Annotated in this window: 16 protein-coding genes and 1 pseudogene; 9 read left to right on the top strand and 8 right to left on the bottom strand. The window is 73.5% G+C overall.

The features are described from left to right. Positions 1-168 precede the first annotated feature (168 nt). On the top strand, positions 169-918 hold the full coding sequence (locus tag OG276_RS36195) for a phosphatase PAP2 family protein (protein ID WP_266912108.1): 750 nt from the start codon (positions 169-171) through the stop codon (positions 916-918). Between the two features lie 18 nt (positions 919-936). Here the strand turns inward: OG276_RS36195 and OG276_RS36190 are convergent, their stop codons facing one another. After that, on the bottom strand, positions 937-2,010 hold the full coding sequence (locus OG276_RS36190) for a DUF2330 domain-containing protein (RefSeq protein WP_266913412.1): 1,074 nt from the start codon (positions 2,008-2,010) through the stop codon (positions 937-939). Positions 2,011-2,345: 335 nt separating this feature from the next. Between OG276_RS36190 and OG276_RS36185 the strand changes: the two genes are divergently transcribed. Both OG276_RS36185 and OG276_RS36180 read left to right on the top strand, forming a co-directional pair. Next, positions 2,346-3,455, top strand: coding sequence for a TauD/TfdA family dioxygenase (locus OG276_RS36185; protein WP_266912106.1), 1,110 nt, complete (start codon positions 2,346-2,348; stop codon positions 3,453-3,455). Next, on the top strand, positions 3,452-4,045 hold the full coding sequence (locus tag OG276_RS36180; RefSeq protein WP_266912104.1) for a phosphonate degradation HD-domain oxygenase: 594 nt from the start codon (positions 3,452-3,454) through the stop codon (positions 4,043-4,045). Before OG276_RS36185 ends, OG276_RS36180 begins: the two co-directional genes overlap by 4 nt. A gap of 22 nt (positions 4,046-4,067) precedes the next feature. Here OG276_RS36180 and OG276_RS36175 read toward each other — a convergent pair whose 3' ends face one another. Continuing rightward, entirely contained in the window at positions 4,068-4,838 is a 771-nt protein-coding gene (locus tag OG276_RS36175) for a GntR family transcriptional regulator (RefSeq protein WP_266912102.1), read from the bottom strand. A gap of 176 nt (positions 4,839-5,014) precedes the next feature. Here OG276_RS36175 and OG276_RS36170 point away from each other — a divergent pair, with 176 nt between their 5' ends. The 3 genes from OG276_RS36170 (at position 5,015) to OG276_RS36160 (ending at position 6,660) form a co-directional block, all read left to right on the top strand. Further along, on the top strand, positions 5,015-5,401 hold the full coding sequence (locus OG276_RS36170; RefSeq protein ID WP_266912100.1) for a cupin domain-containing protein: 387 nt from the start codon (positions 5,015-5,017) through the stop codon (positions 5,399-5,401). A gap of 64 nt (positions 5,402-5,465) precedes the next feature. Beyond that, complete coding sequence (locus OG276_RS36165) at positions 5,466-5,957, top strand: hypothetical protein (RefSeq protein WP_266912098.1); 492 nt, start codon at positions 5,466-5,468, stop codon at positions 5,955-5,957. A 79-nt stretch (positions 5,958-6,036) separates the two neighbouring features. After that, positions 6,037-6,660, top strand: a complete 624-nt coding sequence (locus tag OG276_RS36160) for an HD domain-containing protein (RefSeq protein ID WP_266912096.1) — start codon at positions 6,037-6,039, stop codon at positions 6,658-6,660. A gap of 103 nt (positions 6,661-6,763) precedes the next feature. On the opposite strand, the gene OG276_RS36155 is transcribed toward OG276_RS36160, so the two are convergent. The 5 genes from OG276_RS36155 to OG276_RS36135 are packed head-to-tail and all read right to left on the bottom strand — an operon-like array spanning position 6,764 to position 11,637. Continuing rightward, positions 6,764-7,429, bottom strand: a complete 666-nt coding sequence (locus tag OG276_RS36155) for an HAD family phosphatase (RefSeq protein ID WP_266912094.1) — start codon at positions 7,427-7,429, stop codon at positions 6,764-6,766. Beyond that, positions 7,426-8,559, bottom strand: a complete 1,134-nt coding sequence (locus tag OG276_RS36150; protein WP_266912092.1) for an ABC transporter ATP-binding protein — start codon at positions 8,557-8,559, stop codon at positions 7,426-7,428. Before OG276_RS36150 ends, OG276_RS36155 begins: the two co-directional genes overlap by 4 nt. Before the next feature lie 5 nt (positions 8,560-8,564). Beyond that, positions 8,565-9,608, bottom strand: coding sequence for an ABC transporter permease (locus OG276_RS36145; RefSeq protein ID WP_266912090.1), 1,044 nt, complete (start codon positions 9,606-9,608; stop codon positions 8,565-8,567). Next, positions 9,596-10,504: an ABC transporter permease subunit gene (locus OG276_RS36140; protein WP_266912088.1), complete on the bottom strand. Its 909-nt coding sequence runs from the start codon at positions 10,502-10,504 to the stop codon at positions 9,596-9,598. The genes OG276_RS36145 and OG276_RS36140 overlap by 13 nt, the downstream gene beginning before the upstream one ends. Beyond that, positions 10,504-11,637, bottom strand: coding sequence for an ABC transporter substrate-binding protein (locus OG276_RS36135; protein ID WP_266913410.1), 1,134 nt, complete (start codon positions 11,635-11,637; stop codon positions 10,504-10,506). Before OG276_RS36135 ends, OG276_RS36140 begins: the two co-directional genes overlap by 1 nt. Before the next feature lie 294 nt (positions 11,638-11,931). Between OG276_RS36135 and OG276_RS36130 the strand changes: the two genes are divergently transcribed. Then, a complete protein-coding gene (locus tag OG276_RS36130) occupies positions 11,932-12,678 on the top strand; it encodes a GntR family transcriptional regulator (RefSeq protein WP_266912086.1) in 747 nt (248 codons plus the stop codon). A 99-nt stretch (positions 12,679-12,777) separates the two neighbouring features. Continuing rightward, positions 12,778-13,524: pseudogene (locus OG276_RS36125) on the top strand (class I SAM-dependent methyltransferase); the annotation flags it as partial. Between the two features lie 83 nt (positions 13,525-13,607). Here the strand turns inward: OG276_RS36125 and OG276_RS36120 are convergent. After that, positions 13,608-14,444, bottom strand: a complete 837-nt coding sequence (locus OG276_RS36120; protein ID WP_266912082.1) for an NAD-dependent epimerase/dehydratase family protein — start codon at positions 14,442-14,444, stop codon at positions 13,608-13,610. 71 nt (positions 14,445-14,515) lie between these two features. On the opposite strand from OG276_RS36120, the gene OG276_RS36115 reads away from it, so the two are divergent. After that, entirely contained in the window at positions 14,516-15,490 is a 975-nt protein-coding gene (locus OG276_RS36115) for a LysR family transcriptional regulator (protein WP_266912080.1), read from the top strand. Positions 15,491-15,518: the final 28 nt, after the last annotated feature.

The raw sequence follows: 15,518 nt of genomic DNA, 5'->3' as shown, positions 1-15,518 counted from the left end.
TTGTGGTGCGGGAAAGGCATGGCTACATTCCCTGATTACACGTGTAAGCACGAGATGTGGCCACACCTCGACCAGCCACACCTCCTGCACGCGCCACCCCTTCCCCGCGTTCCCCTCATTCCCCTCGTTCCCCCTCTTTTTCCACCCGCCGCGAGAGGCAGCACAGCCATGTCCACGATCCCCGTCGACCCACCCCTCGAAGCCGGCGCAGCCGCGTCCGCGACGGACCCGGGCAGCAGGAGCACCGGCCTCCTCACCCTCGGAATCGCGCTGCTCGGATCCGCCGCCGCGCTCGCGCTCGTCGTCCGCAGGGACGTCGCACGGCCGCCCTTCCAGGGCCTCGACGACCGCTGGCTGACCTGGATGGGCGGACCGCACGAGGGGTTCCCCTCCGTGGTCGCCACGCTGCTGAACTGGTTCGGGGGCCCGGTGGGCGCCGTCGTCCCGCTCGCCCTGCTGCTCTTCCTGCTCGTCCGCCGACGGTGGGTGTCGGCAGGGTTCCTCTTCCTCGTCTACATGGCCGGAAACATGCTCGTCGTGCAGAGCCTCAAGCACCTGGTGGACCGGCCGCGCCCGGAGAATCCGCTGGTCCGGGTCGACCACGGATCCTTCCCCTCCGGGCACGCTGCCAGTGCGGCGCTCCTGGTCGTCATCGTCGGCGCGCTCCTCGTCCCGGCGGCCCGGCGCCGGGCGTGGTGGATCGGCGGCGCGGTGTTCACGCTGGCGATGATGTGGAGCCGCACCTGGCTGCACGCGCACTGGCTCAGCGACACCGCCGCCGGGGCGGTGGCGGGAGCGGGGGCCGGGCTGGTCGCCTGGTGGCTCTGCGCCCCGGCGCTGGCCCGGGAGGCCGGGCGGGGCGCGGAGCGTGCGCGCACCCGGCGGCGGCCGGCGGAAGCGGAATCCGCCGCCCGCTGACGGCAGGAGCCGCGCCGGTTACACGTGCGGACTCCCCGGCACGGTGGCCGTCCGGCCGCGTCGCAGCCGCAGCGCGGTCAGGACGGCCGCCAGGGCGGCCACCGCGAGCGCGCCCCCGAACGCGAGGATCCAGACCGGTACGCCGCCGGCCGTGAGCAGCTCGTCGGTGTACTCGACCCTGCGGTACGGGGCGTCCGCGGCGGCGGCGCGCAGTTCGTGGTCGCCGTCGATCCGGGACGGGACCGGGAAGCTCTGGTCGATGGCCGTCAGGAACACCGGCTCCGCGCCCGCGAACGCGGCGACCGGTCCCGTCGGGGTGATCCGCCCGGCGAAGGTCACCTCGGGCGCGTTGCCGCCGATCGCGGAGACGGGTTCCATGCGGTGCTCCGCCAGGACGTACAGGCCCAGGGACTGGGCGGTGGCGGCCAGCCGCGACAGCCGCATCGGGTAGACGAGCCGGTCGCTCTCGAAGCGGATCAGGAGCGGGTCCAGGGTGCCGCGCAGGGTGGCACCCGGCTCGCGGGGGGCGAGCCGTACGGCGACGTACTCCCAGCGCTGGTCCACGTACGGCTCCAGCTCGGCGGAGAGGCGGTCGGGGAGCACGAAGCCGTTGGCCTCCAGCCAGTCCCCCAGCGCCCCGGGGTCGGTGGCGGTCAGGCGGGCCACGTCGAAGTCGCCGAGCTGCTCCCGGCCGACGACGCCGACCCGCGGCTCACCGCTGCCGGGCGGCGCGGCCCCGGCCGTGTCTCCCCGGCCGGAGTCGAGGGGCCAGTCACCGCGGCGGGGCCAGAAGTAGGTGCGGGTGCGGTACTCGGGTCCGGTCAGGTCCACCAGCTGCGAGAACAGCCCGCCGTCGCCGAGGCGCACCGTGGCCCGCCCCGGGACCGGCATGATCCAGGCGGCCCGTTTGGCATCGCCCCCGACCGTGAACCGCATCGCCACCTGCTCGGTCCGGCCGTCCCAGCGGACCACGGAGGCTTCCCGGGAGACTCCGAACCGGGAGCTGCCGTCGGGGACCATGGCCCCGCAGCCGCAGGCGTAGGCCGGGCTGACGAGGGACCCCAACTGGGTCGCGAGCAGCGCGAACAGCAGGAGTCCCGCCCTTCGCCTGATCCACGCGGCCGCCCGCACGCTCGCCGTCCGCACGCTTCCCGTCCGCACGCTCACCGCCGGCACGCTTGCTGTCCCCACGTTCGCCGCCCTCACCCTTGCCGCCCGCACCGTCTCCCCCACGCTCCCCGCTCATCAGCCCGCGGCGCATTGGTCCGCGGGCAGCCCCCCAGGGCCTGTCAGCCCCGGTCTCAGACGGCCGCCGCCCCGATCCGGTTCCGGTCACCTGTGCGCCATCTCCAGGTCACCTCTCCCTGCCACGCTGCGGGCACCTCAGAGTTGTATATACAACTTTCCCGAGCTTGGCAGGAGCCACGATGTCCGTACCGGCGATCACCCGCCCGCCCGCGCCCTGGCTGCGCGACAACTGCCCCTGTGCCGAGTGCCGTGACCCGCGCACCGGCCAGAAGCTGTTCCAGATCACCGAGCTGCCCGCCGGCCTGGCCGTCGGCGCCGTGCGCGAGGCGCCCGCCCCCGACGGCGGGCCCGGCTGGGAGGTGGTGTGGCGGCCGGACGGCCACCGCTCCGTGTACCCGGCCCGGTGGCTCGACGCCCACGCCCCGGACGGACCGGCGTACCGCACGGCCGGGGACGGGCGGACCGAGGCGGACAAGAAGCTGTGGGCCGCGGCGGACCTGGACGGGCGGATCCCACAGGCCGGCTGGGACGCGTACATCGGCTCGCGCGAGGTCCGCGGGCAGGTCCTCGACAGCGTGGTCCGGCTGGGCTTCGCCCTCCTGCGGGAGGTCCCGTGCCGGGACCGGATGGTGCTGGACGTGGCCCGCACCTTCGGTTTCGTCCGCGAGACGAACTACGGGGAGCTCTTCGAGGTCCGCGTGGAGGCCGACCCCAACAACCTGGCCTTCACCGGTGCGCTGATCACCCCGCACACCGACAACCCCTACCGGGATCCCGTACCGACCCTCCAGCTACTGCACTGCCTGCGCAACGAGGCCCGGGGCGGCGACTCCGGTCTGGTGGACGGCTTCCACGCCGCGGCGCTGCTGCGCGAGCGGGAACCGGAGGCCTTCGAGGTGCTGACCCGGGTGCCGGTGGAGTTCGCCTTCGCCGACGCCCACTGCGAACTGCGCGCCCACCGGCCGCTGATCGGCGTGGACCCGCTCGGGCGGATCCGCGAGGTCCGCTTCAACAACCGCTCCATCTCCACGCTGCACCAGCCCGCGTCCGTGCTGGAGGAGTTCTACGCCGCCTACCGCCTCTTCGGCGAGCTGCTGGAGCGGCCCGAGCTGCGGCTCGACTTCCGGCTCGCGCCCGGTGACTGCGTGGTCTTCGACAACACCCGCCTGCTGCACGCCCGTACCGCCTTCGCCGAATCGGGCGGACGCCACCTCCAGGGGACGTACGCCGATCTCGACGGGCTGCTCTCCACCCTCGCCGTCCTGCGCCGCGAAGGAGCCTGCGCGTGAAAGCCCACGACACCGCCGTCCCTCGCGACCTCCCCGGGGCCGGCGCCATCGACGCGCTGGCCCGCCTCTTCGAGGGCGAGGGCAGCGCCGAGTACTTCGGCGAGGCCGTCACCCAGGCCGGGCACATGCTCCAGGCCGGGGCCCTCGCCGAGGCGGCCGGGGCCCCCGCCCACCTGGTGGCGGCCGCGCTGCTGCACGACATCGGGCACTTCCACGGAACCGTGACCGGCCGCGACCTGATGGAGGGCGGGCAGGACAACCGGCACAGCCACACCGGGGCCGACTGGCTGGCCCGGTGGTTCGGGCCGGAGGTGACCGAGCCGGTCCGGCTGCACGTGGCCGCCAAGCGCTACCTGTGCACGGCCGAGCCCGGCTACTTCGACCTGCTGTCGGAGGCTTCCGTGCACACGCTGCGGGTCCAGGGCGGCCCGATGACCGCCGAGCAGGCGCGGGCGTTCGAGGCGCTGCCGGGGGCGGCCGACGCGGTGGCCGTGCGGCGCTGGGACGAGCAGGCCAAGGACCCCGAACTGGCCACCCCGGACTTCGACCACTTCCGGCCGCTGCTGGAGGGGCTCCTGATCGCGAGCTGATCAAGGGCGGAGCACGGTCCGGTCAGGTGCCGAGCAGCCGGCCCAGCGCGCTGGCGGCCGAGGTGTGCACGGTGAAGGCCACCGTTCCCGGCAGGTACCGGTCCTGCGACCACTCCACCGGAACCCCCGCCGGGTCGGTGGAGCGGCGCCGTTCGCGCAGCAGGGCCTCGCCCTCCGGGCAGCCCAGCAGCCGTGCGTCGTCCGCGTCGGCCGCCGCGATGTCGATGGTGTGGTGGGCATCGGCGAAGAGGACTCCGTGCCGGGCGAGTTGCTCGGAGTAGGAGACCGTGTCCGGCGGCATGCCGGCGACCAGGGCGCCGACCGGCTCCGGGTACGTCGTGCGCTCCATCATCACGGGGGCCCCGGACAGGGTGCGCAGCCTCAGCACGCGGTACACGGGGGCTCCCGCGTCGATCCGCAGCCGCTCCGACTCCTCGGCGTCGGCCTCGCCCCGGTCCACGGTTACGGTCCGCCCTCCGGGCTCCTCGCCGAGCGAGCGGGCCCACCGGGTGAAGCTACGGAGCTCCGCGACTCCCCCGGCCTCCCCCGCGCCGCCTCCGAGGACGACCCGGCGGGTGCCGCGCCGCGAGGTGATGAGCCCGTCGGTGCGCAGGGCGGCGAGGGCCTGGCGCACCGTACCCCTGGAGACGCCGTAGCGGCGGGCGAGCTCGTCCTCGGCGGGCAGTCGCGCGCCGGACCCGTACTCGCCCGCGGTGATGGCGGTCCGCAGGTCTCCGGCGACCCTCAGGTAGAGCGGTGTCCTGGGTGCTGGGTCGCGCGGTGCCTCGTTCACGGGGCCAGCCTGTCATGACCCGGCCCGGGCGAGCCGAAAGGCCCGGGAGGTCGGGACGTTCCGCCCGGTATTGAGATGATGAGCGTCGTCTAAATTCGAAACGTGACCGGAAGGACCGGTGGCCGTGGCCCGGCCCGCACGGCGGGGCCGCGCACCAACGCGTAGAGGAACCATCCATGTTCGGCATGACCATCGACACCACTCCCGACACCACCACCGGCGGCCCGGCGCTGCGCCTCGACCCCGAGGGCGGTCCCTTCCGCGAGCTCGCGGCGGTCCGGATCCAGGTGCCGGCCGGCGGGACGGTCCCGGCGCACGCGCACGGGGCGTCCGAGCTGCTGCTGACGGGCGTGGCCGGGGCGGTGGAGGCCTCCTGCGGATGTGGCGCCAAGACGGTGACCCCGGGCACCTTCGCGATGCTGCCGGCCGGGAAGGAGATCACCCTGGTCAACCACGGCGCCGAGCCGGCCACGGTCCTGGCGGTGTTCTCCCAGAGCGAGTTCACCGAGGGCCTGCCGCGCGCCGCGGCGAAGGGCTGCGGCTGCCAGGGGCACGCGGGCTGACCTCGGGGTCCCCTTCGGGCGGGCCGCTCTGGACGGGCCACCGGCCTGATCCCATACTTCTCCCGTGAGAACGACGGAAAAGCAGCCCCGCACCAGCCCGCTGGTGCCCGACGCGGTGGCCCGGGAGATCGCCCGGCACGACTGGAACTCCATCGAATGCGGCTGCGGTCGCCCGGCGGGGCATCTCGGCCACCTCGCGGACACCCTGTGGGACGCGGCCGAGGGACACCCGGCCGCGTTCCGCGCCTTGGAGGGCCACGCCTTCCACACCGGAGTGCTGCGGCCGCCCGCACCTGCGGTGTGCGGGGTCCTGATGGCCGTCTGGTTCGCCGGGCCGCCCCGGCAGTCGACGCGCGAGGCCCTGCTGTGGGCGCTGCTGCGCCTCCTGGGCTCCGAGGACGACGGTTCCTCGCACGAGGCCGGCCTGTACGGCCAGTGCGCCGCGCACATCCGCTCCGGCCTGCCCGGACTGCGCGACACGGCGACCCGTCGCCCGGGCTCGGAATCGGCCGCCTACGCGGACGGAATCCTGAGCCTGCTCGACCTCACCGTCTAGTGCTGTGGCCGGAGCGGTTCGGGTCTCAGTGATCGAAATGGATGTCGATCGACCGAGGTTGGTCGGCATACTCCGGATCATGACCATCGAAACGTCCCGCGAAGCACTGACCGTACCCGCCGCCCCCGGCACCGCCGCCTGCGCCGCCGCGCTCGAAGTGGCCACCGCCTACTGCACCCCGGCCCTGCTGAACCACTCGGTGCGGTCCTACCTGTGGGCCTCCAAGTACGCCGCGGACCGGGGCATCGAGCACGATGCCGAGCTGCTGTACGTGGCCGCGCTGCTCCACGACATCGGGCTGGCCCCGGAGTTCGACAGCCACACCGTCGCCTTCGACGAGGCCGGCGGGCACGTGGCCTGGGTGTTCGGCGCCGGGGCCGGCTGGCCGGTGGAGCGCCGGCAGCGGCTGCACGAGGTCATCGTGCGGCACATGTGGGACGCGGTGGACGTGCGGGAGGACCCGGAGGGCCATCTGCTGGAGCGGGCCACCGGCACGGACATCTCCGGGCGGAACGCGGACGACTTCACCGCCGCGTTCCGGGCGGAGGTACTGGCCCGGTACCCCCGTGAGGGCCTCGCGGACGAGTTCCTGGCCTGCTTCCGTGACCAGGCCGCCCGCAAGCCGGAGAGTTCCCCGGCCGCGTCCGTACGGGGCGGTCTCGCCGAACGCATCCTGGCGGACCCGCACCCCCTGGAGGCCTGAAGGGACCTGACGCCCTCCAGGGGTCGGGCCGGGCCCGATCAAGCCGGACCGGCGATGTCCGGCTTGATCCGCCGGTCCCGCGACTCCGGGTGACCCCGCCCCGTCAGACCCTCGACGCCACCGCCAGGCAGGCCCGCAGGGTGTCCGGGGTGACCTCGGTGAGGGAGGGCGCGAAGGTGCGTACCGCCGACGGGGGGACCTCCAGCAGGGACGGGACCACCAGGACCCCGCAGCCGGCCGCCTCCGCGGAGGCGGCGCCGTCCGGGGAGTCCTCGACCGCCACGCAGTTCCACGGCTCCGCGCCCAGGCGGGCGGCGGCGGCCAGGTAGGGGTCCGGGTGGGGCTTCGTCAGGGACGTGTCGTCGGCGGACACGGTGAAGGCGAAGGGGACGTGGGCCAGCGAGCCGCCCACCACCGAGTCCACGACCACCCGCGGCGAGGCGCTGACCAGAGCGAACGGCAGGCCTTCCGCCTCCAGGGCGGTCAGCAGCCGCTGCGCGCCCGGCCGCAGCGGCGCACCCTCCTCGACCCGGCCGAAGAAGCTGTCGGTCAGGGCCCGCGCCACCTCCTCGGCGTCCCCCGCGCGGGCGACCCGTACGAGGTGAGCGGCGGTGTCCTCCACCGCCCGGCCGACCACCTCGGGCGCGTCGGCGTCGGTCAGGGCGTAACCCAGGCCGGCGGCGATCTCCGCGGTGGTCTGCCACCACAGGACCTCGGTGTCGACGAGGGTGCCGTCCATGTCGAAGAGGACGGCGGCGAGTCCGGTCATGAAGCTTCCCCTGGGGCTGAGGCGGTGGCCGTGGCGGCCGCGGTGGCGACGACGAGGACGGGGCGTTCGGCCAGGCCCACGGCTGCCCGCGCGCCCGGTACGAGGGCTCCTGCCTCCCGCGAGGGCAGGTCGGCCTTGATCCGGATGCCGTCGGGCAGATCCAGGTGGAGCCGGGTCACCGACCCGAAGAACGAGGCCGATACGACGGTGGCCGCGCCCTCGGCTGCCGCCGTCACCGTGATGTTCTCAGGTCGTACGAGCACCTCGACGTCCGGGGTCGAAGGCACCGGGCCGTCCACCGGCAGCCGGGAGCCGGCCACTTCGACCGTCCCGGATCCGGACAGCCGTCCGGGGAGCCGGTTCATGGTGCCGACGAACTCGGCGACGAACGGGGTCGCGGGCCGCTCGTACAGCTCGGCGGGGGCGGCGCACTGCTCCAGGCGGCCCGCGTTGAGCACGGCGACCCGGTCGGCCATGGACAGGGCCTCCTCCTGGTCGTGCGTGACGAACACGGTGGTGATGCCCAGGGAGAGCTGGAGCCGACGGATCTCCTCGCGCAGGCTGGACCGTACCTTCGCGTCCAGCGCGGAGAGCGGCTCGTCGAGCAGCAGGACGCGGGGGCGCAGGGCGAGGGCGCGGGCGAGCGCGACGCGCTGCTGCTGGCCGCCGGACATCTGGTGCGGGTAGCGGTCGCCGTGGTCGGGCAGGCCGACGAGGTCGAGGAGTTCGGCGGCGCGCTCGCGGCGCGCGGCCGCTCCGACCTTGCGCACGCGCAGGCCGAAGGCCACGTTGTCGCGCGCGTTGAGGTTCGGGAAGAGGCTGTACGACTGGAACACCATGCCGGCGTCGCGGCGGTTGGCCGGAATCCGGGTGATGTCCTTTCCGTCGAGGAGCACTTCGCCGGAGTCGGGCTGCTCGAAGCCGGCGACGACGCGCAGCGCGGTGGTCTTTCCGCAGCCCGACGGGCCGAGCAGGGCGACGAGTTCGCCGGGCTCGATGGTGAGGTCGAGTCCGTCGAGGGCGACGGTGGAGCCGAACGCCCGGCGCAGGCCGCGGAATTCGACGCGCGCTCCGCCTCGGGCCGCTTCGCTTTCCGCGGACTTCCTTGCCTCGGGAAGGGTGAGGGACATGCGGGTCAGGACTCCTTGCCGGAGGTACGGGAGGTACGAGAACTGCGGGAGGTGCGGGAGGTGCGAGAGGTTCCGGAGCCGCGCGAGGGCCCGGCGGACACGGTGGTGGGGGTGGTGCCGGCCCGGGAGAGGAGGAGCAGCAACAGCCAGGTGATGAGGAGGCTGAGGACGGAGACGGCCACCGACATGCGGGCGTGCGCTCCGGAGATCGACACGATCCACACGGCGAAGGGCTGGAAGCCGAGCAGCGAGGCGATCGTGAACTCGCCGAGGACCAGGGCCAGCGTGAGGAATCCGGCTCCGGCGAGGGCTGCCCGCAGGTTCGGCAGGATCACGCGCAGGACCACGTACGGCCAGCTCGCGCCACAGCTGCGGGCGGCCTCGACCAGGGTCGGGACGTCGACGGCGCGCAGGCCCGCGTCGAGGGAGCGGTAGACGAAGGGCAGAGCGAGCACGGTGTACGCGAGGACCAGGACGACGGGGAAATCCGGGTTCTGGACCGCGAGGAAGGTCTGGTAGAGCGGGGTCCTGGAGAGGTGTTCGGGACCCCAGCGCAGCACCGTGGTGATACCGGTGACCAGGGCGATGGGCGGCACGACCAGCGGCATCATGCACATCACCTCCACGACCGGGCGCAGCCGCGGCGAGCCGATGCGTACGGCGACCAGCGCGGGCACGGCGAGGAGCAGCGACGCGGCGATGGTCGCGGCGGCGAGGCCCAGCGAGAGCAGCAGGCTCTCGGTGAACCCTTCGGCGGAGAGCAGCTGGGTGTACGCCTCGAAGCTGATGCCCTGGCCGGGGACGTGCACGGTGAACACGAAGGAGGCGAGGAGCGGGAGGACGAAGTACGCGCCCGCGAGCGCGAGGACGGCTCCGCGCCACACCCGGGGCCGGGAGCGGGGGCGCAGCCGGCGCGGCGTGCGGGCCGCGGGTTCCTGCCGGTCCCGGTCCCCGTGCCGGGCGGCGACGGCCGGACCGGCAGCCGAGGGGGTCTCGTCGTTCGAGGAGGCCTCGTCGTTCGGGGTGGGCGTCGGGGTCATCGCAGCCATCGGGCGCTCCGTCGCTGGAGGGGCAGGTAGACCGCCATGACCAGGCCGGCGATCACGATCATGTCGAGGCCGAGGGCCAGGGCCACGTTCTCCTGGCCGGTCAGCACGTTCCCGGACAGGGCGTCCGCGATCTTGAGCGTGACCAGGGGGACGGAGCCGCCGACGAGGGCGGCGGCCGTGGCGTGCGCGGCGAAGGCCGTGCCGAAGAGCAGCACGAACCCGCCGAGCAGGGAGGGCGCGAGGACGGGCAGGCCGACGTGGCGCCAGAACTGCCATCCGCTCGCCCCGTTGTTCTGGGCGGCCTCGCGCCACTGCGGGCGCAGTCCGTCCAGCGCGGGGACGGTCACCAGCACCATGAGGGGGGTCAGGAAGTAGAGGTAGACCACGGTGAGGCCGGTGAAGGAGTAGAGGTTCCAGCCGAGGCCGGTCAGGTCGGCGAGCTGGGTGACGACCCCGGAGATTCCGACGGTGGCGATGAACGCGAAGGCGAGCGGGACCCCGCCGAAGTTGGCGAGGACGCCGGAGGCGGTCAGCGTCGCCCCGCGCAGGGCGCGGGAGGGGGAGGTGACGACGGCCTGCGCGATGAGGACGCCGAGCACTCCGGCCACGAGTGCGGTGAGGGCGGAGAGCTGGACGCTGCCGATGAGCGAGCCGAGGTAGGGCCCCTGGAGAGAGCGGGCCAGGTGCTCGCCGGTCGCTTCGGTGGCGCCGCTCGCCGGGTCCGTACGGGTGACCGCGCCGAAGGCGATGGCGCCCAGCGGGACGCCGAAGCACAGTCCGGTGAAGACGAGGAGCGGGAGGGCGGCGAGCCAGGTGCGCGGGCCGCGCCGCCGGCGGCGGGTGGTGCCGCCGCCGGCGGTCCCCGTCGAGTGGGGGAGGGTGGAGGAGGCGGACATCAGCTGAGGGCCTTGTCCCACTTCTCGGCGAGGGTGGCCTTGGCCTTGTCCAGCTCGGTGGAGGCCGGGAAGGACGGGGTGCCCTGGACCTGCGGGAGCTTGGTGACGGCTTCCTTGTCGACGGTGCCGGCCTGGGTCATGGCGGGCAGCAGCACGGGGCGGGCGAAGCCCTTGAGCCACAGGTTCTGGCCCTCGGTGCTGTACAGGAACTCCATCCACAGGCGGGAGGCCGCCGGGTGGGGGGCGTCCTTGTTGATGGCCTGCGAGTAGTACTGGGCGTAGACGCCGTCGGTGGGGATGGCCACCTTCCAGTCGACGCCCTTGCCCTTGAACTGCTCGGCGTAGCCGGCGTTCAGGTAGTCCCAGTCGATCGAGATGGGCGTCTCGCCCTTCTCGACGGTGGCCGGGGTGGACTCGACGGGGATGAAGTTGCCGCTCTTCTTCAGCCGGCCGAAGAAGTCGATGCCGGGCTGGACGTCCGCGAAGGAGCCCTTGTTGGCGAGGGCCGCCGCGTAGACGCCGCCGAAGGCGGAGCCGGACTTGGTCGGGTTGCCGTTGAGGGCGACCTTGCCCTTGTACTCGGGCTTGGCCAGGTCGGCGAAGGACTGCGGGCAGTTCGGGATGCGGGCGGCGTCGCAGCCGATGGAGACGTAGCCGCCGTAGTCGTTGTACCAGCGGGCGTCCGCGTCCTTCTGGGCGGCGGGGATCTGGTCCCAGGCGGTGACCTTGTACGGGGCGAAGAGGTTCTCGGCGGCGCCGCTGCGCGCGAAGGCGATGCCGAGGTCCAGGACGTCGGGGGCGCGGGTCTGGCCCTTGCGGGACTTGACCGCGGCGATCTCGTCGGCGCTGGAGGCGTCCGGGTTCTCGGCGTTGATCTTGACCTTGGGGTACTTGGCCGCGAACGCCTTCTGGATCTCGCCGTAGTTCGCCCAGTCGGCGGGCAGCGCGATGACGTTGAGCTCGCCCTCCTTCTCGGCGGCCGCGACGAGGCCCTCCAGGCCGCCGAAGTCGGCGACCGAGGTGGCGGCGCCGGGCTGGGTCTTGTTCTTGCCGTCGCCACCGGCGGAGCCGGCGGCGTTGTCGGGTGCGGCGCCGCACGCGCTGAGCGTGGTGAGCACGGCGGCACTGAGCAGGACGGCCGCACCGCGACGGGCGGAGGAACTGAGCACGGTCTCTCCCGGAGACTGGATCCATGGCAGGTGGTTCACTTGTCTGAACAAGTTGGCTCCAGTTCGCCCTGGGGCACTGTACGGACGGTGAACGGAGCCTGTCGCGCGGTGCACGTCTCGACGAAGACCGGGATTGGCCGGATCCGATCGTGACCGCGGACCCGCATGATGATCTTCGAACACCCACATGCCTAGGCTGGCGGGCAGGACGAAGACCGACTACGCCGACGGCACTGACGGGACGGGGACGGGGACGACATGGGGACGGTGCGGTATCTGGAGATCGCCGAGGCGCTGCGCCGGGCGATCCTCTCCGGCCAGTACCCGGTGGGCGCCCAACTGCCCTCGGAGAGCGATCTGGCGGCGCTCTGGTCGGCCTCCCGCGGGACCGTCCGCCAGGCCGTGGCGACGCTCGCCGCCGAGGGGCTGATCGGTTCCCGGCAGGGGGCCCGCCGGATCGTCCTGCGCCACGAGCGCAAGCACAGTTTCGGCGAGCTCAACAGCTTCGCCCAGTGGGCCGAGGGGGTCGGCCACCAGGCCGCGAGCCGCTTCCTGTCGCGCACCCGCCGCCCGGCCACCGCCGAGGAAGCGGGGCGGCTGGCCCTGCCCGACGGCACGGAGATCCTCGCCGTCCTGCGGCTCCGACTGCTCGACGGGGAGCCCACGATGGTCGAACGGACGGCCTACGCCGACTGGGTCGCGGCGGCGGTCGAAGCGATGCCCGAGGACTGCCGCTCGGTGATGGACGGGCTGGCGAACGACTCGGGCATCGTCGCCCACTACGGCGAGCACCTCATCGACGCCCTGCCCGCCGGCAGCGAGGACGCCCGGCTGCTGGAAATCCGCCGCGGCAGCCCGCTTTTGCGCCAGCGGCACGTCTCCGCGACCCGCACGGGCCGCCCCATCGAGTGGTCCGACGACCGCTACCGTGCCGGAAGCGTCACTTTCAGTGTGAACAACTCGGCAGTAGCAACTCCACTGGAGCGGCGGTCCGGGGACCGCTAGTGCCGTGGCCGCCCAGGGCCAGTCGCCTCACCCCGCGGCCGGCCTCCGGACCGTAAATGCGTCGACAGCGTCCTCCGTCCCCCGGCAAAGTGGCCGCCCGTGACGAGCAGTGAGCTGTGGACCCGTGAGACCGCCGACCGCTACGACGCCGAGGAGGCCGAGAAGTCCTCTGCCGCCGCCCTCGGACCGACCCTGGACTTCCTCGCCGAGCTCGCCGGCGACGGCCGGGCACTGGAGTTCGCCATCGGGACCGGACGCGTGGGCGTCCCGCTCCGGGAACGCGGCGTGCCGGTGGTGGGCATCGAACTGTCCGAGCACATGGCGGCGGTGCTGCGGCGCAAGACCGACGAGAACACGCTGCCGGTCGTCATCGGTGACATGGCGACCACCGTCGTACCAGGCGAGTTCACCCTGGTCTATCTCGTCTACAACACCATCACGAACCTGCTCACGCAGGACGAGCAGGTCGAGTGCTTCCGCAACGCCGCACGCCACCTGAAGCCCGGCGGCCGGTTCGTCATCGAGCTGGGCGTGCCGTCGCTGCGGCGCCTGCCGCCCGGCCAGGCCGCGGTGCCGTTCGACGTGTCCGAGGAGCACCTCGGCTTCGACACCTTCGACCTGGTCGAACAGATCCTCGTCTCGCACCACTTCACCCGAGACGGCGACGGCGAGGGCGACGACGCCCGCTACCGCCGCGAAAACTCCCGGCACCGGTACGCCTGGCCGGCCGAGCTCGACCTGATGGCACGGATCGCCGGGCTCGAACTCGAACGCCGCGCCGCCGGCTGGGACGGGGCGCCGTTCACCCAGGACTCCGCGAAGCACATCTCCGTGTGGCGCAAGCCACCGCAGGCAGATCAGTGCACGCCCGAGGGTGGGGAAGGCCGCACGGGCGCCGTCGCGCAACTCCCCGCGGATCCCCGGGCGCTCTAGCCCGCGCGGAGCGCCGCAACGCTCTCCGCGATGGCTTCGGGGAGCCAGTCCGCGAGCCGCCCGAAGCGGAAGCCGAGCGCGGCGGCCCGGCCGTTGTCCATCGCGTAGGCCCGGTCGAAGGAGAAGGGCGAGGCCTCGCCCCCGGCCGCGACGGTCCGCAGGCGCGGCGCCCGTCCGACCCGTTCGGCGACGGCCGCGGTCAGCCCGAGCACGTCGAGCTCCCCGTGCGAGGCGGCGCTCACCGGCCCGGTGAAGTCCTGCTCCCCCGCCCAGTGCAGGAAGCGGGCGATCTCGTGGTGGTGGATGAAGGAGGTGGGGTACGGGGCTTCGTGCACGGCCACCGGGATCCCGGCGCCGATCCGCTCGACGTAGTGCGCGAGGCGGCCGGTGAACTCCGCCCGGCCGCCCCCGAGTACGTGCGCGGTGCGCACGACCGCGAGACCGAAGGCGGGCTCCGCCCCCAGGACCTCCTCGGCCCGCCGCTTGCCCTCGGCGTAGGCGCGCGCCTCGGGGGTGGGCGGCGCGGGGTCGTGGACCTCCATCGTCGAGGTCATCACGTACCGCCCGGTGCGGCCGGCGAAGACGCGGCGGGCGGTCTCCGCCTGCCGGGGCGTGTAGCAGACCTGGTCGAAGACCACGTCGAAGCTGCGCTCCCCCAGCGCCGCGCGGAGCCCCGCTTCGTCCTCCCGGTCGGCCATCAGGTGGGCGACGCCCCGGGGCGGGGCGGTGGAGCCCCGGTTGAGGACGGTCACCTCGTTCCCGGCGTCCCGCTCCAGGGTGACCAGGTGCTTTCCGAAGTAGCGGCTTCCGCCGATGACGAGGATCTTCTTCATGTCCGGGACTCTGCCGCTGTACCGTCCCCAGCAGAACTACCGGAATACTGTTCTCGTCGTAAGGAAAACTGATGATCGATGTGCAGCGGCTGCGCATCCTGCGTGCCGTGGCCGAGCACGGCAGCTTCAACAAGGCCGCCGGGGCGCTGCTCCTGACGCCTTCGGCCGTCTCCCAGCACATCGCGGCACTGGAGCGCGGCCTCGGCCACCCCGTCGCCGTCCGCAGTACCCGCGGGATCACGCTCACCGAGCCGGGCCGGCTGCTGGTCGAGGCGGCGGAGGCGGTGTCAGCGGAGCTCGACCGGGTGCGCCACGAGATCGACCGGGTCACCGCCGAGCGGCCGCGGCTGACGGTCGCCACCTTCGTGAGCGGCGGCCGGCGGCTCCTGCCGGGCGCGCTCGCCGGGTTCGTGGCCGCGCATCCGGAGGTGGAACTGACGGTCCTGGAGGCCGAGCCGGAGGAGGCGGTGCCCCTGGTCCGCTCGGGCGCCGCCGATCTGGCGCTGACCTACCACTTCGACGGGCCGCTGCCGCTGCGCCCCGGCGCGGCGCTCGACTGGCTGCCGCTGATGGAGGACCCGCTGGCGCTGGTCCTGCCCCCGGGGCACCGGTTCGCGGGGCGCGCGTCGGTCGCTCCGGCCGAACTCGCTTCCGACCGCTGGGTGCTGGGCTGCCTCAAGACCGAGGCGTACTTGCGCCGGTACGCGGAGCGGGCCGGTTTCGCCCTCCGGGTGGCGGCTTCCACCACGGACTACTTCTTCGCACGTTCCCTCGTCGAGGCGGGCGTCGGCGTCGCGCTGATCCCCCGGGTCGCCCTGCCGCCGGGGGACGGGTCCGCGGACGGAGACGGGGGGCCGGGCGGGGGTGCGGGCGGGGGCCCGGGCGGGAGCGGCGAGCGCGACCGGCGTGCCGACGGCGTGACCGTCGTACCGGTCGAACCCCCCTCCCCCGCACGGCACATCGGGGTGCTGTCCCCGCGCCGCCGCCGTCCCCATCCCTACGCGGCGGCCCTGGCAGAGGCCCTGACCGGGACGGTGCGCCGCTGAGCCGGCCCCCATAGGCGGCCTCGCCGCC

Origin of the sequence: Streptomyces sp. NBC_00086 (assembly GCF_026343255.1) — a bacterium.
In the GTDB taxonomy this organism is placed as follows: Bacteria; Actinomycetota; Actinomycetes; order Streptomycetales; family Streptomycetaceae; genus Streptomyces.
The sequence above is the reverse complement of the archived record's forward strand: the minus strand, read 5'-3'. Positions and strand labels throughout refer to the sequence as shown.

Bases quoted from the DNA above. Each gene is read 5' to 3' on its own strand.
- OG276_RS36150 (WP_266912092.1), bottom strand. From the start codon at position 8,559: ATGTCCCTCACCCTTCCCGAGGCAAGGAAGTCCGCGGAAAGCGAAGCG.
- OG276_RS36140 (WP_266912088.1), bottom strand. From the start codon at position 10,504: ATGTCCGCCTCCTCCACCCTCCCCCACTCGACGGGGACCGCCGGCGGC.
- OG276_RS36160 (WP_266912096.1), top strand. From the start codon at position 6,037: ATGACCATCGAAACGTCCCGCGAAGCACTGACCGTACCCGCCGCCCCC.
- OG276_RS36145 (WP_266912090.1), bottom strand. From the start codon at position 9,608: ATGGCTGCGATGACCCCGACGCCCACCCCGAACGACGAGGCCTCCTCG.
- OG276_RS36130 (WP_266912086.1), top strand. From the start codon at position 11,932: ATGGGGACGGTGCGGTATCTGGAGATCGCCGAGGCGCTGCGCCGGGCG.
- OG276_RS36195 (WP_266912108.1), top strand. From the start codon at position 169: ATGTCCACGATCCCCGTCGACCCACCCCTCGAAGCCGGCGCAGCCGCG.
- OG276_RS36185 (WP_266912106.1), top strand. From the start codon at position 2,346: ATGTCCGTACCGGCGATCACCCGCCCGCCCGCGCCCTGGCTGCGCGAC.
- OG276_RS36120 (WP_266912082.1), bottom strand. From the start codon at position 14,444: ATGAAGAAGATCCTCGTCATCGGCGGAAGCCGCTACTTCGGAAAGCAC.
- OG276_RS36170 (WP_266912100.1), top strand. From the start codon at position 5,015: ATGTTCGGCATGACCATCGACACCACTCCCGACACCACCACCGGCGGC.
- OG276_RS36155 (WP_266912094.1), bottom strand. From the start codon at position 7,429: ATGACCGGACTCGCCGCCGTCCTCTTCGACATGGACGGCACCCTCGTC.
- OG276_RS36115 (WP_266912080.1), top strand. From the start codon at position 14,516: ATGATCGATGTGCAGCGGCTGCGCATCCTGCGTGCCGTGGCCGAGCAC.